We start from the raw sequence: 22,208 nt of genomic DNA on the forward strand, positions 1-22,208 counted from the left end.
CGGGCCGGGCTTCGGCGCGACCGGGCCCGGACGCGGGCCGGGCTTGGGGGCGCCGGGACGCGGCGCGGAGGACGAGGATGCCGCCGGACGGTGCGCGGCGGGGGCGCCGCCGGAGGCGGCGGGCGCGGACTGCGCCGGGGCCGGCCTCGGGGCGCCACTCCTGGCACCGCCGGACTCGGCCTGAATGCTGTCGATCAGTTTACGGACGACCGGCGCCTCAACGGTGGAGGACGCCGAACGGACGAACTCACCCAGATCTTGGAGCTTGGCCATGACGACCTTGCTCTCCACTCCGAGCTCCTTGGCGAGTTCATAGACCCGGACCTTGGCCACTTCACTCCTTCTTCGGCCCGCGTCTGTCCCGCGAACCGTCTGTTTACTGCATGGGCGTACTCATCGCGTGTTGCTGCTCATCGAGTGCTCATCGCCTGACTCGACCCGCTTCCGACTAGTACTTGGGCTGTGCTTCACTGTGGCTCCCCGCACCGCGCATCCGACGCGGACGGGATTCGTGCTTCAGCTGCTTTCCAACAACGCCCGGACCGCCGTTGTTTCCAACGGACCGTCCACGCGCAGCGCCCTCGGGAACGCCCGCCGCTTCTCAGCGAGGGCCAGGCATCCCGGATCGGGGTGAAGGTGCGCCCCCCGTCCGGGCGCCCGCCCGGACGGATCGGGGACGACAGCGCCCTCGACCGCCACGACGCGCAGCAGTTCCGTCTTCGCCGCTTTTGCCCGGCACCCCACACACGTGCGCACCGGAACAGGGCGAACCGGTGTGGCGGGGCATGCCGAAGCATCCGTCTGGCTGGACACGTCTCAGTCTAGCGCCTCCGATCACATCCGCGGTTCCGGGTTACCCGGGGGACGCCGTTCCCGCCGCTCCCGGACCCCCCACCTGGCCGCCCGGCCCGGGTTGACGCCGCGTCGGCGCCGACCTATAGTCAACACATCGGTTGATTAAAGGGATGGTTGATCAAAATAATGGTTGACAATGAGGCGGACCCGGTCCCGGGACCGGCGGGCGGGGCGGACCCCGACGCCGTCCTCGACCGGGCCTTCGCGGCCCTGGGAGACCGGGTGCGCCGGGCGATCGTGGCCCGGCTGTCCCGCGGCGAGGCCACGGTGAACGAGCTGGCCGAGCTGTTCCCGATCACCAAACAGGCGGTCTCCCGGCACATCGGGGTACTGGAGGACGCCGGCCTGATCACCCGCACCCGGGACGGGCAGCGCCGTCCCTGCCATCTGAACCCGGCGGCCCTGGAAGCCCTCACCGGCTGGATCGACGGCTACCGGCTGGCCGCCGAGGGCCGGTTCCGCCGGCTGGACGCGGTGCTGGAGACGCTGAAGCAGGAGACCCTGGAACTGGAGGAAGAACGATGACCGACCACGCGACGACGATCAACGCCCCGGAGGGCACCCCGTTCCTGGACGTCACCCGGGACTTCGACGCCACCCCGGCCCAGCTGTTCCGGGCCCTCACCGAGCCCGGCCTGGTGGCCCGCTGGCTCGGGCCGCGGGACCTGGAGATCGACATCGAGGAGTACGACGCCCGCACCGGAGGGCGCTACCGCTACACCCACCACGGCGGACACCTGGGCGAGGCCCGGGCGACGTTCAACGGCGTGTTCCACACCGTGGAGCCGGACACGCTGATCGTCCAGACCTTCGAGTACGAGGGCGTGCCGGGCGAGGTGGCGCTGGAGATCCACCGGTTCAGCGTGGTGGACGGGCGCACCCGGCTGACGCAGCGCTCGGTGTTCCCCTCGCTGGAGACCCGCGAGGGCGCGCTGTCCTCGGGGATGAACTTCGGGATCGAGCAGTCGATGGACCGGCTCGCCGAAGTGCTGGCCGAGCTCTCGGCCGAAGCTCCGGCGGCGGCTCCGGCCGCGGCGGGCTGAGCGGCTCGGACTCCCGGCTCAGACTTCCCGGCTCAAGCTCCACGACCCGAGCATCCGCAGCGAGTCCGCGGACGCCGATCCCGCCGGCGCGGTGAACACGATCAGCGTCAGGTCCGGGTCCGCGGCCACGGCCAGCGCCTGCCAGTCCAGGACCAGCGGACCGGCCACGGGGTGGTCGAACAGCTTCTGGAAGGTGTCGTTGGCCAGCACCTGGTGCCCGCCCCACAGGCGGCGGAACTCGGGGTCCGCGGCCAGCAGCTCGGCGACCAGCTCCGCCATCCGCCGGTCGCCGGCCAGCTGGCCGGCGCTCATCCGGGTCCGGGCCACGGTGGCCGTGGCGACCTCGTCCCAGTTCCGGTGCATGCCCCGGACCCGCGGTTCCAGGAACAGCATCCGGACCATGTTCCGCTCCGGCGGCGGCAGCTCGGCGAAGTCGAAGTAGAGCGCGACCGCGAGCTCATTCCAGGCCACGATGTCCCCGCGCGGGTCGATGACCAGGACCGGGACGTCGCGCATCGCACCGATCAGGTCGTGGACCAGCGGATGGACCGAGCGGTCGGCACAGGCCGGGCCCGGGCAGCGGGCCGGCGGCTGGGCCAGGACGCCCAGGTAGGTGCGCTCGGCCTCGGTCAGCCGCAGCGCGGTGGCGATCCCGTTCAGCACGCTGTCCGAGGCGGTCGTCACCCGGCCCTGCTCCAGCCGCGTGTAGTGGTCGACGCTCATCGCCGCCAGCTGCGCGACCTCCTCGCGCCGCAGTCCGCTCACCCGCCGCGGGTTGCCCACCGCGCGCAGCCCCACCGATTCCGGCGCCGTCGCCGCGCGTTTCGCCTTCAGGAACTCTCCGAGCTTGCTCACCGGACCAGCATCGCACCGCGGCGGCGCGCGTTCCTGGGGCAGCCGTCCCCAGGAACGTCCGGGCTCTGGTTGCTCGCCGCCGCGGCGGCCAGCCTGGACGCCATGAGCACTCTGAACCTCGAAACCGCTTCCCGACTCATCGCCGCCGGCCAGGAGACCGCCCGGGAACTGGGCGTCCGCGTGCACATCGCGGTCGTCGACCCGGCCGGGAACCTGGTCGCCTTCCAACGGATGGACGGAGCCTGGCTGGGCTCACTGGACGTCGCCCTGCGCAAGGCCAGAACCTCGGCCCTGTTCCCGGTGCCGAGCTCGATGATCGGCGAGATGTCGCAGCCCGGCGGCCCGATCTACGGCGTCGAGTCCACCAACGGCGGCCTGGTCTCCTTCGGCGGCGGCCTGCCGCTGGCCACGGCGGACGGCGCCGTCGTCGGCGCGATCGGCGTGGCCGGCGGGCTGGTCGAGCAGGACGTGGCGGTGGCCGAGGCGGCCACCAAAGCGCTGTAGGCGCTGAACCACGAGTGAGGGCCTCCCGGTCGGGAGGCCCTCACTCGCTTCGGCGTCTCGCGCCCCGCCCGTCGCGGCTGGGGATCAGGACTGCTCCTCGGGCTGCTCGGCGTCGGAGCGGATGTCGATCCGCCAGCCGGTGAGCCGGGCCGCCAGCCGGGCGTTCTGCCCTTCCTTGCCGATCGCCAGCGACAGCTGGAAGTCCGGCACGATCACCCGGGCGCTGCGCTGGTCCAGATCCACGACCTGGACCTTCGACACCCGGGCCGGGGACAGCGCGTTGCCGACCATCTCGGCCGGGTCGTCGGACCAGTCCACGATGTCGATCTTCTCGCCGTGCAGCTCGGCCATCACGTTGCGGACCCGGGCCCCCATCGGGCCGATGCAGGCGCCCTTGGCGTTGACCCCGGCGCGGTGCGAGCGGACGGCGATCTTGGTGCGGTGCCCGGCCTCGCGGGCGATCGCGGTGATCTCCACCGCGCCCTCGGCGATCTCCGGGACCTCCAGCGCGAACAGCTTGCGCACCAGGTCCGGGTGCGTGCGCGAGAGCGTCACCTGCGGGCCGCGCTGGCCCCGGCGGACGTCGACGACGTAGCACTTGACGCGCTCGCCGTGCCGGTAGTCCTCGCCCGGCACCTGCTCGGCGGCCGGCAGCGTGCCCTCGATCTTGCCGATGTTGACCAGCACCGCGCGCGGGTCCCGGCCCTGCTGCACGACGCCGGTGATCAGGTCGCCCTTGCGGCCGGAGAACTCGCCGAAGGTCTGCTCGTCCTCGTGGTCCCGCAGCCGCTGCAGGATCACCTGCTTGGCGGTGGTGGAGGCGATGCGGCCGAACTCGTTCGGCGTGTCGTCGTACTCGCGGGTGGTGCCGTCCTCGATGTCCTCCACCGCCCACACCGTGACGTGGCCGCTGGCCCGGTCCACCTGGACCCGGGCCCGCGGCTTGGCGCCGTCGGTGCGCTTGTACGCGATCAGCAGGGCCGCCTCGATGTCCTCGACCAGCTTCTCGAAGGGGATCCCGCGGTCCTTCTCCAGGTCGCGCAGCGCACTGGTGGGGATGTCCATGGTCCTCAGCCCTCCTCGGCCTCGTCGGCGTCGGCGAGGTCGATGTCGTCGGCCGCGCCGTCGTCATCGCCCTCGAAGTCGCCGTCGACGTCGCCGCTGGCGGCGAGGTCGTCAGTCTCGTCATCCTTGCGGGAGAACTCAATCTCCACCCGGGCCTTGGCGACGTCGGCGAACGCCAGGCGGCGCTCCTCGGTCTGGCCCTTCTTCTTCCCGGCGACCTCCAGCAGGACGCCGTCCTCGTCGCTGTCGAGCACCCGGCCGGTGACGTCGCCGCCGTTGCGCAGCACGCAGCGGACCAGACGGCCCTTCGCCCGGCGCCAGTGCTTGGGCAGGGTCAGCGGCCGGTCGGTGCCCGGCGAGCTCACCTCCAGCAGGTAGGGCTGATCGCCCATCACCGCGGCGCCCTCGGGGCCGTCGAGCACGTCGGAGACCACCCTGGTGAGGTCGGAGACGGCGTCCAGCGACACGCCCTGGTCGCCGTCCACTGTCACCTCGACGCGGCGCCGCCGGGCCACCTGCGAGACGCGGACGGCCTCCAGGTCGTAGCCGGCGGCGGTGACAGCCGGCTCCAGCAGCGCTTGCAACCGGTCCGCCGGCGCTCCGGTTCGGGGGGTGCTCATCGTTCTCCTTGTGCAGTTGTCGTGCGGTAGCCGTTCGGGGTGCTGTCGCTGTGCGTAGCAGTCGCTGGTAGGCAACTCGTAGCCAACACAGTATCCGTTCCACGCCGAGGTGCGCTCCCGTCGGGGCGGCACCCGGAATCGCTACACTTTGGCCGGTGAGCTGGGTGCCGGTGATACTGACGCGACGCATGGTGTTGATGACGTCGGGTGTGACGCTACTGGGTGCCTGCGGTTCGCCGGCCAAGTCCGGGAGTCCGGCCGCCGGCGCCGGGTCCGGCGCACCGCCCTCCGCCCCCGCCGACGCGGTCCGGGACCGCGCGCTGGCCGCCGAGGCGGACCTGGTGGCCCGGTACGACGCGGCGCTGGCGCTGCCGGCCGTCGCCGCCGACACCGCGCTGACCGCCAAGCTCACCGCCGTCCGGGCCGAGCACGCCTCGCACGCCGCCGCGATAAGGGACGGCTATCAGGGCGGCGCGACGCCGACGCCCTCCGCGACCTCGGCCCCGACCACCGCCACTGCCACGAGCACCACCGCCACGAGCACTGCCACGAGCACCGCCGCCACCTCCACGGCGGCCACCTCCCCGGCCGCGCCCCAGGACGCGAAGTCCGCGGTCGCGGCGCTGGTCAAGGCCGAACAGGACGCCGCCGCCGCCCGGACGGCCGACATCCTGGCCACCGACGGCGGCACCGCGATGCTGCTGGCGTCGGTCGCCGCCTCCGAGTCCGGCCACGCCGCACTGCTGCTGGGCGGCGCGGCGTGACCCCGCTCCAGGCCGCGTTGGAGAACGAGCACGCGGCGGTGTACGGCTACGGGGTCCTGACGGTCCGGCTCGCCGGCGCGCAGCGCGACGCCGCGCGGAACGCGTTCGACACCCACCGGGCCCGGCGCGACATCCTCATCGGCCTGATCGAGGCACAGGGCGACAAGCCGGTCGCGGCGGCACCGGCCTACGCGCTGCCGTTCCCGGTCGCCGGCGCCGCCGACGCCACCCGGTTGGCGGCCCAGTTGGAGGAGCGGCTCGGCGCCTCGTACGCGGACGTGGTGCAGGCTTCGTCGGGCGACGTGCGGCGCACCGGGCTGGAATGGCTGACCGACGCCGCGGTGCGCGCGGTGCGCTGGCGCGGCACGTCGGTGGCGTTCCCGGGCCTGCCCGAACGGAGCTGACCCGGGAACGGTCCTCGCAGGGGGACGGTCAGGATGGCCGGGCCGCCTTGACGACGGCTGGAGCCGCTGGAGCCGCTGGAGGCATCGGGGGTCGCCGGCGCCGACGGGCCATTCGACGCCGTCGGCGCGCCGTGCCCGCTCAGCCGTGGCTGTCGATGGCGTCGCCGACCTGCTGGAGCTCGTCGGACAGCGTGTGCGCCGCCGTGTGGCCGATCTTCTTCTGGTCCTCGTCGTCGCCGATCCGCGACAGCAGGTCGTCGACCTTGTTCTGGACGTCCCGCAGCTTGTGGCCCTTGAAGTCGGGCTGCCCGGCCTGGACGCTCTGTTCCACGTCGGCCAGCGAGTTCTGCAGGTCACGCCCGGTGTTGGGCTCGATCGTGTCGGGCCCCTGGGCGATGAAACCGTCGATCTGCCGCCGCATCCCCTCCAGGTAGCCGATCGGGTCGGCGCTCGGATCGGCGGTCGGCGGGCCGCCGGCCGCCGGCGGGCTGACCGCCGTCGTGCCCGGCACGCTCGGCGGCGTGGTCGGCAGCGAGGCCGGCGTGTTCGGGGCCGGCGATCCGGTGATCCCGGGCGGCGGCGAGGAAGTGGCCTTCTTCTCCGCGTCCCGGCCGCTCATGAAGATCGCCGTCCCGGCCGCCGCGATCACCGCGACCAGCAGCGCCACCATCACCAGCACCAGCCAGGAGTAGCGGCGCGGGGCAGGGGCGTCGAAGACCGGCTGCGCCGGATAGCCGTCCGACTCGTCGGACTGCGACGGGATCCGCATGCGCCGCGCCATGTACGGGAGCTGCTGCTCCTGCTCCGCCTTGTAGGTGGGCGGCGGCGGGTCGTAGGCCTGCATCACCATCGTGCGGTTGGCCGGCGGCCGCTCGCCGGCCGGGGCCGCGCCGCTCGCCGGAGCGCCCACCGTGGCGGCCGCGCTGCGCAGCTCCAGGACGCCGGCCACGGTCGCGGCCGTGGGCCGGTCGGCCGGGTTCTTGGCCATGCACTGCCGGTAGAGGCCGAGGATCTGCGGCGGCAGGCCGTAGGCGGGCAGCGGGGGCGGCGGCAGGTGCAGATGGCCGCGGACCACCTGGTCCACGGTCACGCCCTGGAACGGCGCGTGCCCGGCGATGCACCAGTAGAGCACGCAGCCCAGCGCGTAGACGTCCGAGGCCGGCAGCGCGCCGCGGCCGGTCAGCTGCTCCGGCGCCATGCAGGACGGCGTCCCGATCACCACGCCGGTGGTGGCGTCGGTGTCGGAGGAGGCCTGCGCGATGCCGAAGTCCAGCAGCTTCACGCCGTCGGAGAGCAGCATGACGTTGCCGGGCTTGAGGTCGCGGTGGATGATCCCGGCCTTGTGCGCGGCCTCCAGCGCGGTGGCCAGCTGCTGGCAGGCCACCCGCGCGTCGTTCTCCATCAGCGGGCCCTGCGCGAGCCGCTCCTCCAGGTTGAGCCCGGTCAGCAGTTCGGTGACCAGGACGGGCTGGAAGCTGCCGTCGGGCTGCGGCCACTCGACGTAGTCGAAGACGGTGGTCACGCGCGGATGGGACAGGCGCGCCAGCGCGAGCGCCTCGCGGCGCAGCTGCTCGCGGCCCGCCGGGTGGGTGGCCGCGCCGCCGTGCAGCAGCTTCACCGCGACCGGGCGGTCCAGGCTGGAGTCGTGCGCCTCCCACACCACCGCGCTGCTGCCCGACCCCAAAGGCTGGGTCAGGCGGTAGCGCTCGGCGATGACGGTGCCCGGCGTCGGAGATTCCATGGGGCGATTATTGCGCGTCGCACTGATGATCCGACGAGATGCCCGGCGGACTCGGCGGGAGCACCGAGTCCGCCGGCGGCGGGCCTCAGCCCTTGACCACCGCGTGGACGTGCTCGACCAGGTCCGCCGTCGCGACCTCGGTCTTCTCGCCGCTCTTGCGGTCCCGCACCTCGACCACGCCGTCGGCCAGGTTGCGGCCGACCACGACGATCGTGGGGATGCCGATCAGCTCGGCGTCCTTGAACTTCACGCCGGGCGTGACGCTGCCCATCCGGTCGTCGTACAGCACCCGCACGCCGCGCGCGCCGAGCTCCTCGGCGAAGCGGTTCGCGGCCTCGTAGATGGCCTCGTCCTTGCCGGCCGCCACGATGTGCACGTCGGCGGGCGCCACCTCGCGCGGCCAGACCAGCCCGAGCTCGTCGTGCAGCTGCTCGGCGAGCACCGCCACCGCGCGCGAGACGCCGATGCCGTAGCTGCCCATGGTGACGCGGACCGGCTTGCCGTCCTTGCCCAGCACGTCGAGCTTGGCGACGTCGGCGTACTTGCGGCCGAGCTGGAAGATGTGGCCGATCTCGATGCCGCGGTCGATGGACAGCTCGTGGCCGCAGCGCGGGCACAGGTCGCCGGCCCGCACCTCGGCGGCCTCGATGGTGCCCTCGATGTCGAAGTCCCGGCCGGCCACCGCATAAGCGACGTGCTTGCCGGCCTCGTTGGCGCCGGTGACCCAGGCGGTGCCGACCGCGACCCGGGGGTCGACCAGGTAGTCGTAGCCGGCCTCCTTCAGCCCGACCGGGCCGATGTAGCCGCGGACGAGCTTGGGGTGCTGGGCGAAGTCCTCGGCCTCGAACAGCTCGACCTCGCCGGGCGCGACCGAGGCCTCCAGGCGCTTGAGGTCGACCTCACGGTCGCCGGGCAGGCCGACGATCAGGACCTTGTAGCCCTTCACGCCCGGGTAACTGACCTTGACCACGACGTTCTTCAGCGTGTCCTTGGCCTCGATAGCGATGCCAAGGCCGTTGACCACCTCGACCAGCGAGTCGATGGTCGGCGTGTCGGGGGTGTCCAGCACCTGGAGCGCGGGGTGCGAGTTCGGGTCCTGAGGCGCGCCGGGCGCGGTCTCGACGGCCTCGACATTGGCCGCGTAGCCACAGTTGCGACAGGCCACGTAGGTGTCCTCGCCGGTGGGCGCCGTGGCCAGGAACTCCTCGGAGGCCGAGCCGCCCATCGCGCCGGACATCGCCGAGACGATCTTGTACGTGATGCCCAGCCGCTCGAAGGTGCGGATGTAGGCGTCGCGGTGCTGCGCGTAGGAGTGCTTCAGGCCCTCGTCGTCCAAGTCGAAGGAGTACGAGTCCTTCATGAGGAACTCGCGGCCGCGCAGGATGCCGGCGCGGGGCCGCGCCTCGTCCCGGTACTTGGTCTGGATCTGGTAGAGCGTGACCGGCAGGTCCTTGTAGGACGAGACCTCGCCCTTGACCATGTCGGTGAACATCTCCTCGTGGGTCGGGCCGAGGAGGTAGTCGTTGCCGCGGCGGTCCTGGAGCCGGAACAGGTTGTCGCCGTACTCGGTCCAGCGGCCGGTGGCCTCGTAGTACTCGCGGGGCAGCAGCGCGGGGAACTGGACCTCCTGGCCGCCCATGCGGTCCATCTCTTCGCGGACGACGCGGGTCACGTTCTCCAGCACCTGCTTGCCCAGCGGCAGCCAGGAGTAGATGCCGGGAGCCACGCGGCGGACGTACCCGCCGCGCACCAGGAGCTTGTGGCTCGGGACCTCGGCGTCCGCCGGGTCCTCGCGCAGGGTTCGCAGGAACAGCGACGACATACGCCAGATCACGGGAGTGCTCCTTGGGGCTCGGTCCGATGGTGCTTCTGCCCTGCGAGGATATCCGGCTCCGGCAAGATCGCTCGCCGATTACCGGAGGGATATCGCCGCGAAGCCCCTCAGATTGCCCCTCCCGAATCACCTGTCAGGCCGCTACCGTGCGGAAGTATGGCGGCGAAGACGCGGAACGACGTCCTCCGGGTCACCCTGGACCCGGCGCTCGGCGACCTCGCCTTGGCCGAGGCGCGGGACGCGCTGGCGTCCGGGGAGTGGGGTCCGGCGCGGGAGGTGCTGGCCGAGACCCGCCGCGGCGGGACCGGTCCGCGGTGGGACCGGCGCAGCCACCGGGTGCGGGTGCTGGCCGAGGCGGTGGCCAACTCCTCGTGGGTGGAGCGGTGGCAGGTGCTGGAGCCGGTGAATCCGGACGCCGCGCTGCTGCGGGCCCAGGTGGAGACGGTGCGCGCGCTGCGCGGGGCGCAGTCCGGCGCCGCCGGATTCCTGGAGACCGCCGCCGAGGCGCAGGGGTTGTGCGAGCACGCCGCCGAGATGGCCCCCTCGGATCCGACGCCGTGGGCGATCATGCTGACGCTGGCGCGCGCCGCCGACCGCGGGCGGCGGACGGGGCAGGCCGGGAGGGACGGCTTCTGGCGCCGGTGGCAGGAGATGCGCGCCCGGGACGCCTTCCACCGCGACGGCCACCACGAGGCGCTGACGTATCTGTTCGCGGCCTGGTGCGGATCGCACGCCGACATGTACGACTTCGCCTACTGGCTGGCCGCGGAGGCGCCTACCGGGTCGCCGTTGGCGGTGCTGCCGCTGGTCGGGCACGCCGAGGTCTACCGGGCGACGACGGTCGGCGTCGGACCGCCGACGCGGCCGTCGCCGCACGGGCACTGGGGGCGGCGGCTGGTGTCGACCGACGTCGACCAGGTCCTGCGCAGCTGGCGGGCGTCGGCGACGGTGCCGCACGCGCAGGCCGACCTGGACCGGAACTACCTGCTGCACGCCATGGTGCACTCGGGCCGGGTGGACACGGACGAGACCCGGGCGTTGTTCGACGCCATCGGGTCGCATGCGGTGCGGGTGCCGTGGGCGTACACCGGGGACCCGGAGTCGGCGTTCCTGTACTGGCGGGAACAGGCGTTCACGGCGGGGCACCCGCGCCGCTGAGAGCGCCGCCGACGGCGGCACGGCCGGCGCCACGGACGGTCAGGTCCGAATCCCGCCAGTCCGATTGCCGCCAGTGCGGCAGACTCGAGGTATGTCCAGGCCAGCCCCTCACCCGACCACCGACCCGCAGGGAGGCGCTCCGCGCCGCGGTTCCGAACTGCAGGACGACTTCGACACCTACTACCGCGCCGTGACCAGCCGCGACACCCGCTTCGACGGCCGATTCTTCACCGGCGTGACCACCACCGGCATCTACTGCCGCCCGATCTGCCCGGCCCGCACGCCGAAGCCGGAGAACGTGCGGTTCTTCCGGGTGGCCGCCGCCGCGGAGGCCGCCGGCTTCCGCACCTGCCGCCGCTGCCGCCCGGACAAGGTGCCGGGCTCGCCGGACTGGAACGTGCGCGCCGACCTGGCCGGCCGCGCGCTGCGGCTGATCGCCGACGGCGCCGCCGACCAGCTCGACGGCGTCGCCGAGCTGGCCCGGACGCTCGCGGTGAGCCAGCGCCACCTGCACCGGGTCCTGGTCGCCGAGCTCGGCGTGGGCCCGTTGACGCTGGCCCGCTCCCGGCGCGCGCAGACCGCGCGGCTGCTGCTGGAGTCGACGTCGCTGCCGGTCTCGGACATCGCCTTCGCGGCCGGCTACGGCTCGATCCGCCAGTTCAACGACTCAGTCCGGGAGGCCTTCGGCGCCACTCCGAGCGACATCCGCACCCGCTTCGGCAGCGGCGCGGCGGCCGCCGAGCTGGTCGGCAGCGCCGTGGACGGCGACGGCGCCCTGACCCTGCGCCTGGGCTACCGCGCTCCGTTCGACTTCGGCGCCCTGCTCGGCTGGTTCGGCGACCGCGCCGTGCCCGGCGTCGACGAGGTGGCCGGGACCGGCCCGGACGCGGTCTACCGCCGGGCGCTGCGCCTGCCGCACGGCACTGGCCAGGTGGAGCTGCGCGACGACGCGGGCGTGATCCACGCCCGGCTGTCGGTGGAGGACCTGCGCGACGTGGCGGTGGCCGTCCGCCGGTGCCGCGACCTGCTCGACCTCGACGCCGACCCGGCCCAGGTGGCCGCCGCCCTGAGCACCGACCCGGCGCTGGCCCCGCTGGTCGCGGCCCGCCCGGGGCTGCGCGTCCCGGGCGCGGTCGACGGCTTCGAGATCGCGGTCCGCGCGGTCCTGGGCCAGCAGATCAGCGTGGCCGCGGCCCGCACCCTGACGGCCCGCCTGGTCCAGCGCTTCACCGCGGTGGAACTGGCGGCGGAGGCGGCGCTGGTGCCGGAGGCGGCACTGGTGGCGGTGGAGGCGGCCGTGCCCCCATCGGAGGCGGCGCCAGTGCCCGAACCGCCCGCGGACTCGAACCCTGATTCCGTCGGTCACTTTATCGACAATCGAGCACCCCTCCTTCCGTTCCCCCGGGCGGAGACCCTCGCCGAGGGCGACTACGAGGGCCTGGGCCTGACCCGGCGCACCACCGCCACGCTCCGCACGCTGGCCGCCGCGGTCGCGTCCGGCGACCTGGTGCTGGACCGGGGCGTGGACCGCGCCGAGGCCCGGGCCAGGCTGCTGGCGCTGTCCGGCATCGGGCCGTGGACCGCCGACTACATCGCGCTGCGCGTGTTCGGGGACCCGGACGCCTTCCCGGTCGGCGACCTCGTGCTGCGGCGCCAGGCCGAGGCGCTGGGCCTGCCCGGCACCGAGAAGGCGCTCCTCGCCCACGCCGAGGCCTGGCGCCCCTGGCGCGCCTACGCCGCACTCCACCTGTGGGCTTCCACCACCAGCGAAGGGAACACCCAGTGAGCACCTTGACCTACGCCACCATCGCCACCCCGGCGGGCCCGTTCACCGTGGTCGCCGACGCCGAGGACACCGTCCACGCCGCCGGCTTCACCGACGACCCGGCGTTCCTCGCGGGCCTGCTCGGCACCGCGGTGCCGGAGCCCGGGCCGCACGAGGACGTCTCGAAGAAGGTCCACGCCTACTTCGACGGCGACCTCGGCGCGATCGACGACGTCACCATCGCCTACCGCGCCACCGGCCCCTTCCGGACCAGGGCCTGGGACGCCATGCGGACCGTCGAGCCGGGCCGCACGATCAGCTACACCCAACTCGCCGCCACCGCCGGCAACCCGAACGCGGTCCGCGCCGCCGGCTCGGCCTGCGCCTCGAACCCGATCGCACTGTTCGTGCCCTGCCACCGCATCGTCCGCAGCGACGGCTCCAGCAAGAACTTCCTCTATGGCCTCGAATGCAAGGCCACGCTCCTCGCCCACGAGAAGCAGCACGCAGAGGTCTGAGCCGGCGGCGCAGGGCTTTGGCTCGCGACCACGCGTCGCGGGCCAAAGCCGTGCGCCCGCCCGCAAAGACGGCCGCCTATCAGGGCGCCGCCACCTGTCCGGGCAGCACCGCCACACCGCCCTCGCTGCCGGCCTCGCTGCCGCCTTCACTGCCGCCCTCACCGCCGACCTCCCCGGCCACCGGCGCCAGCTCGAACACCACCTGGAACTCGACCCCGTACTTCTCCTCCATCAGTACCCCGAGCGCCCCGCACTCGGCCCAGGGCAGCAGCCGCATCGCGCGGTACTCGCGGTCCTCGTGCCGGTAGGTCTGCAACCGCGCGATGATTCCGCCGCCCGCGCTCGGCGCCGCCGTCCACGCGACCGGGTTCTCCCGCGTCGACGCCAGCGCGATGTAGAGCCGGTCGTCCTGTTCGATCCACGCGACGTGTTCCTTGCGCCGACCGACGACCAGCGTGCCGTACAGGTAGTCGAGCATGTCGATGCTCTCGGGATCGGCGCGGATGTCGCGGAAGTGGTCGTTGACGATCTTCCCGAGCTTCTCCTTCATCGCGACGTCGACGTGCGCGCCCTGCTCGGAGGCGGTGCGCAGGGAGTAGAACGCGATGGAGGCCCGGTCGTCGACGCGGTAGTAGGCACAGGCCGGCGTCGCGTTGTACAGCTTCACCAGCAGCTTCATGCGCGCGCCTTCGGGGAGGCGGTGCCGGACGCCGTTCAGCAGGGCCAGGTTGCGGCCCACCCCGGCCGCGATGTCGATGCCCTCGCCCCGCAGATCCGCGCTGCGCTGCCGGGCCGCGTCGGAGGTCGGGTCCAGCAGCAGGATCTCGACCCGGACCTCGTTGTCGCCGGAGAGCACGTTCGTCAGTGCCGTGACGCAGCGGTGCCGCTCGTCGACCTCGTCGCCCTCGGCGGTGGTGACGTCGAGGATGTTGCTGGACGTGTCCATGATCCGCACCAGGTCGTCGCAGCGTTCCAGGCGCTCGATGAACTTCAGGTACGGGAAGCGCTCGTAGCCGGCCATCGGCGCGTACTCGGCGATGGTGCCGAACTTCTCGTTCGCGAACGACCGGATGGCCAGGAACACCGGCGACAGGAAGAACGCCACCGCCAGGCCGCCGCCGACCTCGCCGGTGACATTGAGGAAGAACTCGCGCCACTGCCCCGGCTCCGGATGCACCCAGATCATCGCGATCGCGATCGCCACCCCGGCCAGCGCCACCGACATCGACCAGGCCACCAGCGCGCTCAGCTGCCGGAAGCGCAATCGCGCCCGGATCCGGGCGGCGTAGGTCGGCTGTTCCTCGATCTCGGCCTCGTCGTCCGGCCCGGAGTACTCCTCGGGCATGAACACCCCCTCGGTGTCGGGAATCGCCCATCAGAGGATTCCCAACACTGTGGCGGCTGGAACAAAGCTCAGGACATTTAGAACAGAATCGACGCGAAAGCGCCGACTTCCTCAAAACCCACCCGCCGGTAGACGGCGCGCGCCGGAGCGTTGTAGTCGTTCACGTACAGACTCACCACCGAGGCGAAGTCCCGCAGCGCGTACTCGACCACGGCGGCCATCCCGACCCCGGCGATCCCGCGACCGCGCAGCGCCGGGTGCGTCCACACGCCCTGGATCTGGCAGGCCTGGCTGGTCACCGCGCCGATCTCGGCCTTGAACACCACGTGGCCGTCCTCGATCCAGGCGAACGCGCGCCCGGCGTGCACGAGTTCGGAGACCCGGGCCCGGTAGGAGTTGCCGTTGTCGTCGCCCAGCGGCGAGACGCCGACCTCCTCGGTGAACATCGCTATGCAGGCCGGCAGCAGCAGGTCGATCTGGTCCGGCGTCACCGGCTTGACCCGGAAGTCCGGCTCCACCGTCGGCGAGGAGCCGCGGATCACCATCAGCGGCTGGTCGGCCCGGACCTCGCGGGCCGGGCCCCAGGACGGCCGCAGCTGGTCCCAGAGCGCGACCGCGCTCTGGGCCGGCCCGACGATCGAGGAGCAGCGGCGGCCCTGGCGGCGGGCCCGCTCGGCGAAGGCGCGGACGGCGTCCGGGCCGGCCTCGACCGGGACCAGGTTCGCCCCGGAGTAGCACACCGACTCCAGGCGGCCGTTGACGTGGTAGCCCCACAGTTCGCCGCCCATCCGCCAGGCGTCGAGCCCGGAGGCCTCGACCCGGGAGGCCACGAAGACGTTCGCCACGGGGTCGCGCGCCAGCACGCCCTGGACGTCGGCCAGATCGGCCGCGCCCAGGGTCCGGGTGCCCGTCCCGCGGACCCTCGACAAAACGCTCATCGCACGATCACCAGTTCACTGTACGACGCGGAGGCGACCGCGCACCGACGATGCGTCCTTTCGGTGCGCAGCCGTGACCGTGGAGCTCTCCATGGCTCTGAGGACCAGAATAGGGAGCTTCGCCGGAATCCCGTAACGGAACGGCGCGGGCACCCCGGTCCGCGGTCCTACAGGCCCGCGCTCACGGTCTCGATGATCTCGCCGGTCTCGGCGTCGATCTCGATGCCCATCTCGCCGGCCAGCTTGAAGGCCTCCTCGATCAGGGTCTCGACGATCTGCGCCTCCGGCACGGTCTTGATGACCTCGCCGCGGACGAAGATCTGGCCCTTGCCGTTGCCGGAGGCCACGCCCAGGTCGGCCTCGCGGGCCTCGCCGGGGCCGTTCACCACGCAGCCCATGACCGCCACCCGCAGCGGGATCTTCAGGCCGTCCAGCGCCGCGCTCACCTGGTCGGCGAGCTTGTAGACGTCGACCTGGGCGCGCCCGCAGGACGGGCAGGAGACGATCTCCAGGCCGCGCTGGCGCAGGTTCAGCGACTCCAGGATCTGGATGCCGACCTTGACCTCCTCCACCGGCGGGGCGGACAGCGAGACCCGGATGGTGTCGCCGATGCCCTCGGCCAGCAGGGCGCCGAAGGCGACCGCGGACTTGATGGTGCCCTGGAACGCCGGGCCGGCCTCGGTGACGCCCAGGTGCAGCGGGTAGTCGCAGCGCTCGGCCAGCAGCCGGTAGGCGTTGATCATCACCACCGGGTCGTTGTGCTTGACCGAGATCTTGATGTCGCGGAAGTCGTGCTCCTCGAACAGCGAGCACTCCCACAGCGCCGACTCCACCAGGGCCTCGGCGGTGGCCTTGCCGTACTTCTCGTACAGCCGCTTGTCCAGGGAGCCGGCGTTCACGCCGATCCGGATCGGCACGCCGGCCGCCTTGGCCGCCTTGGCGATCTCGCCGACCTTGTCGTCGAAGGCCTTGATGTTGCCCGGGTTCACCCGCACCGCGGCGCAGCCGGCGTCGATCGCGGCGAAGACGTACTTGGGCTGGAAGTGGATGTCGGCGATCACCGGGATCTGCGACTTGCGGGCGATCGCCGGCAGCGCGTCGGCGTCGTCCTGCGACGGCACCGCGACCCGCACGATCTGGCAGCCGGCCGCGGTGAGCTGCGCGATCTGCTGGAGCGTGGCGTTCACGTCGCTGGTGAGCGTGGTGGTCATCGACTGCACGGACACCGGCGCGTCGCCGCCGACCGGGACGTTCCCCACCATGATCTGGCGGGACTTGCGACGGATGGCCAGAGGCTTGGTCGGGAGTGCGGGCATGCCCAGCGCGATGGCGGTCAAGGTCTCACCGTTCCGTGGATGGTCTTCTGCTCACCCATTACGCTACGGCACTCCGGGGGCGGCCCCGAACGCCCCCGGAAGATTTTCACCTGGCCTTCACCGGCGCCACAGTGGCGCAGGTCACAGCCTTGCGCGGGGCTGATCGGCAAACCTGGCGTTCCCTGGCGAACCAGCAGGACCAGCACAGCTTCCGGACAAGGTGCGGATGCGCGGCGGATCCGTCGGATCCGCCGCGCATCGGTCGTGCCGGGGAGCGCCCGGGAGCGCCGGGTGGCGCCCGGGGCTCAGCTGGGGAACTTCAGCGGGTTCGTGATGTCCGCGGCCATCAGCAGCAGCGACAGGCCGACGAACAGCACCAGGAAGGTGAACGCGGCCGGCATCAGCTTGTTCAGGTCCACCCGGCCCGGGTCCGGACGGCCGGCCAGCTTGGCCACCTTGCGGCGCCCGGCCTCGTACAGCGCGATCGCGATGTGGCCGCCGTCCAGCGGCAGCAGCGGCAGCAGGTTGAAGATGCCGATGAACATGTTGATGCTGGCGACGAAGTACAGGAAGCCGCCGTAGCCCTCGTTCTCGATCACGCCGCCGGACAGGCTGGCCATGCCGATCGGGCCCACCGGGGAGCTGGTGTCGCGGGGCTTGTCGCTGGTGGTGGCCTGGAACAGCTTGGGGATCGAGGCCGGGATGTCGATCAGGCCGGTCACCGAGCCCTTGGCGAACGAGCCGAAGGTGGTGAAGCCGTTGCCGACCTCGTTGAGGAACCCGGGGTGGGTGTAGGCCAGGCGCGGGGCCTGGATCCCGATCATCAGGCCGAGCTGCACCTTCGCCGGGTCGACCGAGACGTTGCCGACGGCCGGGGTGATGCTGGTCGTCTGCCGCTGCCCGTCCCGCACGTAGGTGACCTGCACCGGGCGCGGGGCGCCGGTCGGCTGGCTGTTCGAGCCCAGCGACGGCTGGTTCTTGTGCAGTTGGTCCACGACGTCCTGCCAGCCGCCGACCGCCACGCCGTCGACCGCGACGATCTTGTCCCCGTCGCGCAGGCCGGCCGCCTTGGCCGGGCTCGGGGCGTCGGCCGCCGTGCACTCCCCGGCCGTGGTCCGCAGGCACTGGGTCACCGCGCCGACCGTGCCGGACAGGTCCTGCGACTTCACGCCCCAGGTCAGCGGGACCAGCAGCAGCAGCGTCAGGGCGATCAGGAAGTGCGTGATCGAGCCGGCCGACAGCGTCAGCAGCCGCCAGCCCAGCGGCTTGCGGTAGAAGGCGCGGGGCTCGTCCTCGGGATCGATCGGCTCCAGGTCCGTCATTCCGATGATCTTGACGTAGCCGCCGGCCGGGACGGCCTTCACGCCGTACTCGGTCTCGCCCCGGCGGAACGACCACAGCCGCGGCCCGAACCCGACGAAGAACTCGGTCACCTTGCCGCCGGCCTTGCGGGCGCACACCATGTGCCCGGCCTCGTGCAGCATGATCGATCCGACGATCGCCAGGATGAACAGGATGATGCCTAGCGGGCCCACTTATCCACCTAACGTCGTCGGCACGGTATGCCTGCTTCCACGTTCTCAGCCGGCCGTGAGTTCACGTGCCCGCGCACGTGCCCAGGCGTCCGCCTCCAGAACGGCCTCCAGGGTAAGGTCCCCACCCTGAGAGCTCGCTGAACCGGCGTGTTCGGCGACCACCCGTTCGATGGTATCGACGATCGCCGGGAAGCGGAGGCGGCCGCCCAGGAAGGCGCCCACGCACTCCTCGTTGGCCCCGTTGAAGACGGCCGGAGCGGTACCGCCGGTTGCACCGACCTGCTTGGCCAGCCGCACCGCCGGGAACGCCGCGTCGTCCAGCGGGAAGAACTCCCAGGTGGAGGCCTTGGTCCAGTCCATCGCCGGGGCCGCGTCCGGCACCCGGTGCGGCCAGCCCAGGGCCAGCGAGATGGCCATCCGCATGTCCGGCGGACTGGCCTGGGCCAGCGTCGAGCCGTCCACGAACTGCACCATCGAGTGCACGATCGACTGCGGGTGCACCACCACCTCGATGCGCTCGAAGGGCACGTCGAACAGCAGATGCGCCTCGATCACCTCCAGGCCCTTGTTCACCAGGGTCGCGGAGTTGCAGGTGACCAGCGGGCCCATGCTCCAGGTCGGGTGGGCCAGCGCCTGTTCGGGGGACACGTCCCACAGCTGCTCCCGGCTCCGGCCCCGGAACGGGCCGCCGGAGGCGGTGACGACGAGCTTGTCGACCTCCTCCTTCGCGCCCCCGCGCAGCGCCTGCGCGAGCGCCGAGTGCTCGGAGTCCACGGCCACGATCTGCCCCGGCTTGGCCCGCCGGGTGACCAGGTCCCCGCCGATGATCAGCGACTCCTTGTTGGCCAGCGCCAGGATCCGGCCGGCGTCCAGGGCGGCCAGCGTGGCGGTCAGGCCGGCCGCGCCGTCGATCGCGTTCAGCACGATGTCCGCCGGGCGCGCGGCCAGTTCGGCGGCGGCCCCCGGCCCGGCCAGGATCTCCGGGACCTTGAACTCCCCGGCCGAGTACCCGCGCTGCTGCGCGGCGGCGTAGAAGGCGAGGTTCAGGTCCTGCGCGGCACTGCCCTTCGCGACCGCGACCGTGCGGGCCCCGGTGGCCAGCGCCTGCTCGGCGAGCAGCGCGGGGTTGCCGCCGCCGGCCGCCAGGCCGACCACCCGGAACCGGTCGGGGTTGCGGGCCACCAGGTCCAGGGTCTGGGTGCCGATGGAGCCGGTCGAGCCGAGCAGGATGATGTCGCGGGGAGTGTGGGTCACAGCCACATTCTGGCCCACCGGCGGCGGGCCTCCGGCGGCCGCGAACCGGCGCTCACACAAGGTTCACGCGCAAGGTTCATGCGCAGGGTTCACGCGCAAGGTTCACGCCGACGTGCCCGGTTCCGCCCCGCACCGGTGACCCGGCCCGGTCGCCGACGCCCCGCTACATGTCCAGCAGCCGGGCCGACAGCCCGCCGACCGGCATCCAGTCCATCTCGCCGGTGGCGTCGCGCAGGTCGGTCAGCACCAGGTCGTCGTACATCAGGTGGGCGGCGTCGTGCGGCCACAGCACGGCCCACAGCCACAGGCCGCCGGCCTCGCCGAGGAACACCGCGCGGTCCCCGGTGTCCGGGACGCACCACATGGAGGTGGAGCGGCCGGCCGCGTACAGCTTGGCGTGCGCGGCGGTCTCCTCGAAGATCTCGCCGGGGTCCGGGCCCTCGATGCCGGCCAGCCGGGCCCCGAGGCCGATCCCCATCTCCTCGGCGATCAGCATCAGCTCCCCGAGGCCGCCGAACGGGTTGGGCCCGGCGCAGGCCACCGCGGTGGCCCGGGCGCCGGCCTCGTCCCCGGCGTGCACCACGCCGGTGAACTCCCAGCCGGTGGGCAGCGGCCAGGGCATCCACATCGGGACCTGGCTGTTCGCCGCGGCCTCGGCGAGGTCCTTCGCCGTCGGCGGCTGAACCGGCTGCAGCGGCTGCACGCTGCCGTGCAGGTCGCATTGCCAGGTCGCGGACAGCAGTCCGGGTGCGCGCACCCGGCCCCCACAGCGTGGGCAGCTGGGCTCGGCCTTCATAGAGACTGACGGTCCTCCGGTGGGCGGCGATCCGTCAAGCCCCGTCACCCGGATGGCGGCGGCGGGCCGAGGTGGGGCGGGGTGTGCCGCCCCGGCCCGACCCGGACCCGCCCGGGCGCGGCGCTACGCCGCCGGGACCGGACGCCCGGGCTGCTCGCCGCCCCGGGCGTCGCCGTAGGAGCGCTTGGGCACCATCACCTTGCGGCGGAACACGCAGACCACCGTGCCGTCCTGCTTGTAGCCCTTGGTCTCGACGTGGACCACGCCCCGGTCGTCCTTGGACCGGGACTCGGTCTTGTCCAGGACCTCGGTCTCGCCGTAGATGGTGTCGCCGTGGAAGGTCGGCGCGATGTGCCGCAGCGACTCGACCTCCAGGTTCGCGATCGCCTTGCCGGAGACGTCCGGCACCGACATGCCCAGCAGCAGCGAGTAGATGTAGTTGCCGACGACGACGTTGCGCTTGAAGTCGGTGGTCTGCTCGGCGTAGTTCGCGTCCAGGTGCAGCGGGTGGTGGTTCATGGTGAGCAGGCAGAACAGATGGTCGTCGTACTCGGTGACGGTCTTGCCCGGCCAGTGCTTGTACACCGCACCGACCTCGAACTCCTCGTAGTACCGGCCGAACTGCATGAACGGATCCCTTCACCCGGTCGCCGCCTCCACCGGTCGGCGCTGCCGCTGTCATCTTCGCGCACAGGGCTACCGGTCAGTAGTACGCGCGGCGGTGAGGTCCGCCACGTTCTTGACGGCGGGCTCGAGCCCTGATGGGATGCCCCGCGTGTATGGGACGCATGCCGCCGGCTACAGCCAGCCGCCGCCTTACGGATACGGGTTCCACCAGCCGGTGCGGCCGGTCAAGACCTCGGTCGGCGGCCTGGGCACCGCCGTGTCGGTCCTGCTCGGCCTGGACGTGCTGTTCGCCCTGCTGAGCATCGGCGCACTGAGCTGGCGGGCCTCGCTGCTGGACACCGCCCTGAACGATCCGGTCTCGATCGACCTGAACAGCGCCGACACCTCGGACTCGCTGGTCCGGGCCGGCGACGGCCTGCTGGTACTGACGGTCCTGGGCACCATCGTGGTGTTCATGTGCTGGTTCTGGGCCGCCCGCAACAACGCCGAGATCTACGCCCCGGGCCACGGCACCATGAGCGTGGGCTGGTCGATCGGCGGCTGGTTCATCCCGCTCGCGGTGTGGGTCATCCCGTGCCTGGTGGCGCGCGACGTCTACAAGGGCACGATGTCCGGACGGCAGCGCAAGCACGTGAACAGCGGCGGCTACATCACCGGCTGGTGGTGGGCGGCGTTCGTCGCCTGCTGGTTCGTGATGTTCGGCGTCAGCGGCACGAACAGCGACGTCCGCAAGGCCGAGGGCGGGGACCCCCACACGTATCTGGAGGCGATGCAGACCCAGACGACCACGGCGTTGGTCGCTCTGCCCCTGCTGATCGTGGCCGCGGTGCTGGCGATCTGCTACGTGCAGACCATCACCAGGACGCAGAAGCTGCGCAACGCCGAGGGCGACTGGTACGGCGGCCCCGGCTCGCGGAGCTGGCAGGGAGTGACGCCCTACGGCGAGTACGGGTACGGATACGGCGGCCCGGTCCCCGGCGGCTACCCGATGCCCGCGCCGATGCCGATGCCGCCGCCCGCGCCGTACCCGGTCCAGGACGCGGTGCCGCCGCAGTATCAGTCGACGGCCGCCCCGACGCAGGACGCGATCCAGGTCCAGGACGCGATTCCGATCAAGGACGCGGTCCCGATCCAGGACGCTGTTCCGGTTCAGGACGCTGTTCCGGTTCAGGACGCTGTTCCGGTTCAGCAGGAGCTTTCGGCCGCGCCGACCGAAGGCCTGGTGCCGCCGAGCTGAACCGGTGCGGCTTCCGCGCCGGTCCGGGCCCGGG

The 22,208-nt window shown here is 72.3% G+C and carries 23 protein-coding genes; 9 read left to right on the forward strand and 14 right to left on the reverse strand.

Translation table 11 applies throughout. From position 1 onward, the window contains the following. Positions 1-333, reverse strand: a 333-nt coding sequence (locus tag ABD481_RS17430; RefSeq protein WP_344666723.1) for a translation initiation factor IF-2 N-terminal domain-containing protein, incomplete at its 3' end; no start/stop codon positions are given. Positions 334-516: 183 nt separating this feature from the next. Continuing rightward, on the reverse strand, positions 517-813 hold the full coding sequence (locus tag ABD481_RS17435) for a YlxR family protein (protein WP_344666724.1): 297 nt from the start codon (positions 811-813) through the stop codon (positions 517-519). A 168-nt stretch (positions 814-981) separates the two neighbouring features. Here ABD481_RS17435 and ABD481_RS17440 point away from each other — a divergent pair, with 168 nt between their 5' ends. Together ABD481_RS17440 and ABD481_RS17445 are read left to right on the forward strand one after the other, a co-directional pair. Then, complete coding sequence (locus tag ABD481_RS17440; protein WP_344666725.1) at positions 982-1,380, forward strand: ArsR/SmtB family transcription factor; 399 nt, start codon at positions 982-984, stop codon at positions 1,378-1,380. Continuing rightward, the gene (locus ABD481_RS17445) at positions 1,377-1,898 is read left to right on the forward strand and encodes an SRPBCC family protein (RefSeq protein ID WP_344666726.1); all 522 of its coding nucleotides are present in this window, start codon (positions 1,377-1,379) and stop codon (positions 1,896-1,898) included. The genes ABD481_RS17440 and ABD481_RS17445 overlap by 4 nt, the downstream gene beginning before the upstream one ends. A gap of 18 nt (positions 1,899-1,916) precedes the next feature. On the opposite strand, the gene ABD481_RS17450 is transcribed toward ABD481_RS17445, so the two are convergent. Next, complete coding sequence (locus ABD481_RS17450; protein ID WP_344666727.1) at positions 1,917-2,753, reverse strand: helix-turn-helix transcriptional regulator; 837 nt, start codon at positions 2,751-2,753, stop codon at positions 1,917-1,919. Between the two features lie 102 nt (positions 2,754-2,855). Here ABD481_RS17450 and ABD481_RS17455 point away from each other — a divergent pair, with 102 nt between their 5' ends. Continuing rightward, on the forward strand, positions 2,856-3,257 hold the full coding sequence (locus ABD481_RS17455) for a GlcG/HbpS family heme-binding protein (RefSeq protein WP_344666728.1): 402 nt from the start codon (positions 2,856-2,858) through the stop codon (positions 3,255-3,257). An 84-nt stretch (positions 3,258-3,341) separates the two neighbouring features. Here ABD481_RS17455 and nusA read toward each other — a convergent pair whose 3' ends face one another. Together nusA and rimP are read right to left on the reverse strand one after the other, a co-directional pair. After that, positions 3,342-4,322: a transcription termination factor NusA gene (gene nusA, locus ABD481_RS17460; RefSeq protein WP_344666729.1), complete on the reverse strand. Its 981-nt coding sequence runs from the start codon at positions 4,320-4,322 to the stop codon at positions 3,342-3,344. 5 nt (positions 4,323-4,327) lie between these two features. Further along, positions 4,328-4,942, reverse strand: coding sequence for a ribosome maturation factor RimP (rimP, locus tag ABD481_RS17465; protein ID WP_344666730.1), 615 nt, complete (start codon positions 4,940-4,942; stop codon positions 4,328-4,330). A 155-nt stretch (positions 4,943-5,097) separates the two neighbouring features. Here rimP and ABD481_RS17470 point away from each other — a divergent pair, with 155 nt between their 5' ends. Together ABD481_RS17470 and ABD481_RS17475 are read left to right on the forward strand one after the other, a co-directional pair. Further along, positions 5,098-5,706 (forward strand): hypothetical protein, encoded by a 609-nt coding sequence (locus ABD481_RS17470; protein ID WP_344666731.1) that lies wholly within the window; start codon positions 5,098-5,100, stop codon positions 5,704-5,706. Beyond that, positions 5,703-6,110 (forward strand): ferritin-like domain-containing protein, encoded by a 408-nt coding sequence (locus ABD481_RS17475; protein ID WP_344666732.1) that lies wholly within the window; start codon positions 5,703-5,705, stop codon positions 6,108-6,110. The genes ABD481_RS17470 and ABD481_RS17475 overlap by 4 nt, the downstream gene beginning before the upstream one ends. 139 nt (positions 6,111-6,249) lie before the next feature. Here ABD481_RS17475 and ABD481_RS17480 read toward each other — a convergent pair whose 3' ends face one another. Together ABD481_RS17480 and ABD481_RS17485 are read right to left on the reverse strand one after the other, a co-directional pair. Further along, positions 6,250-7,851, reverse strand: a complete 1,602-nt coding sequence (locus tag ABD481_RS17480) for a serine/threonine-protein kinase (RefSeq protein WP_344666733.1) — start codon at positions 7,849-7,851, stop codon at positions 6,250-6,252. An 85-nt stretch (positions 7,852-7,936) separates the two neighbouring features. After that, a complete protein-coding gene (locus ABD481_RS17485) occupies positions 7,937-9,685 on the reverse strand; it encodes a proline--tRNA ligase (RefSeq protein ID WP_344666734.1) in 1,749 nt (582 codons plus the stop codon). A gap of 156 nt (positions 9,686-9,841) precedes the next feature. Here ABD481_RS17485 and ABD481_RS17490 point away from each other — a divergent pair, with 156 nt between their 5' ends. The 3 genes from ABD481_RS17490 (at position 9,842) to ABD481_RS17500 (ending at position 13,126) form a co-directional block, all read left to right on the forward strand. Continuing rightward, positions 9,842-10,843 (forward strand): hypothetical protein, encoded by a 1,002-nt coding sequence (locus ABD481_RS17490; protein ID WP_344666735.1) that lies wholly within the window; start codon positions 9,842-9,844, stop codon positions 10,841-10,843. A 91-nt stretch (positions 10,844-10,934) separates the two neighbouring features. After that, a complete protein-coding gene (locus tag ABD481_RS17495; RefSeq protein WP_425559203.1) occupies positions 10,935-12,629 on the forward strand; it encodes a DNA-3-methyladenine glycosylase 2 family protein in 1,695 nt (564 codons plus the stop codon). After that, on the forward strand, positions 12,626-13,126 hold the full coding sequence (locus ABD481_RS17500) for a methylated-DNA--[protein]-cysteine S-methyltransferase (protein WP_344666736.1): 501 nt from the start codon (positions 12,626-12,628) through the stop codon (positions 13,124-13,126). The genes ABD481_RS17495 and ABD481_RS17500 overlap by 4 nt, the downstream gene beginning before the upstream one ends. A gap of 79 nt (positions 13,127-13,205) precedes the next feature. Here ABD481_RS17500 and ABD481_RS17505 read toward each other — a convergent pair whose 3' ends face one another. From ABD481_RS17505 to ABD481_RS17535, 7 genes are all read right to left on the reverse strand, one after another. Continuing rightward, a complete protein-coding gene (locus tag ABD481_RS17505; RefSeq protein WP_344666737.1) occupies positions 13,206-14,471 on the reverse strand; it encodes a hypothetical protein in 1,266 nt (421 codons plus the stop codon). Between the two features lie 77 nt (positions 14,472-14,548). Then, positions 14,549-15,409: a GNAT family N-acetyltransferase gene (locus ABD481_RS17510; RefSeq protein WP_344666738.1), complete on the reverse strand. Its 861-nt coding sequence runs from the start codon at positions 15,407-15,409 to the stop codon at positions 14,549-14,551. Between the two features lie 167 nt (positions 15,410-15,576). Then, on the reverse strand, positions 15,577-16,725 hold the full coding sequence (ispG, locus tag ABD481_RS17515) for a flavodoxin-dependent (E)-4-hydroxy-3-methylbut-2-enyl-diphosphate synthase (RefSeq protein WP_344666847.1): 1,149 nt from the start codon (positions 16,723-16,725) through the stop codon (positions 15,577-15,579). Positions 16,726-17,030: 305 nt separating this feature from the next. Continuing rightward, positions 17,031-18,260, reverse strand: a complete 1,230-nt coding sequence (locus tag ABD481_RS17520; protein WP_344666739.1) for a M50 family metallopeptidase — start codon at positions 18,258-18,260, stop codon at positions 17,031-17,033. Between the two features lie 45 nt (positions 18,261-18,305). Beyond that, on the reverse strand, positions 18,306-19,514 hold the full coding sequence (gene dxr / locus ABD481_RS17525) for a 1-deoxy-D-xylulose-5-phosphate reductoisomerase (protein WP_344666740.1): 1,209 nt from the start codon (positions 19,512-19,514) through the stop codon (positions 18,306-18,308). A gap of 163 nt (positions 19,515-19,677) precedes the next feature. Next, entirely contained in the window at positions 19,678-20,310 is a 633-nt protein-coding gene (locus ABD481_RS17530) for a DUF6758 family protein (protein ID WP_344666741.1), read from the reverse strand. Between the two features lie 123 nt (positions 20,311-20,433). Beyond that, on the reverse strand, positions 20,434-20,937 hold the full coding sequence (locus ABD481_RS17535) for a MaoC family dehydratase (RefSeq protein WP_344666742.1): 504 nt from the start codon (positions 20,935-20,937) through the stop codon (positions 20,434-20,436). A 148-nt stretch (positions 20,938-21,085) separates the two neighbouring features. Between ABD481_RS17535 and ABD481_RS17540 the strand changes: the two genes are divergently transcribed. Continuing rightward, positions 21,086-22,174 carry a DUF4328 domain-containing protein gene (locus tag ABD481_RS17540; RefSeq protein WP_344666743.1) on the forward strand — a complete coding sequence of 363 codons (1,089 nt, stop codon included), beginning with the start codon at positions 21,086-21,088 and terminating at the stop codon, positions 22,172-22,174. Positions 22,175-22,208 lie beyond the last annotated feature (34 nt).

Source organism: Catenulispora yoronensis (assembly GCF_039531695.1).
GTDB classification, from domain to species: Bacteria; Actinomycetota; Actinomycetes; order Streptomycetales; family Catenulisporaceae; genus Catenulispora; species Catenulispora yoronensis.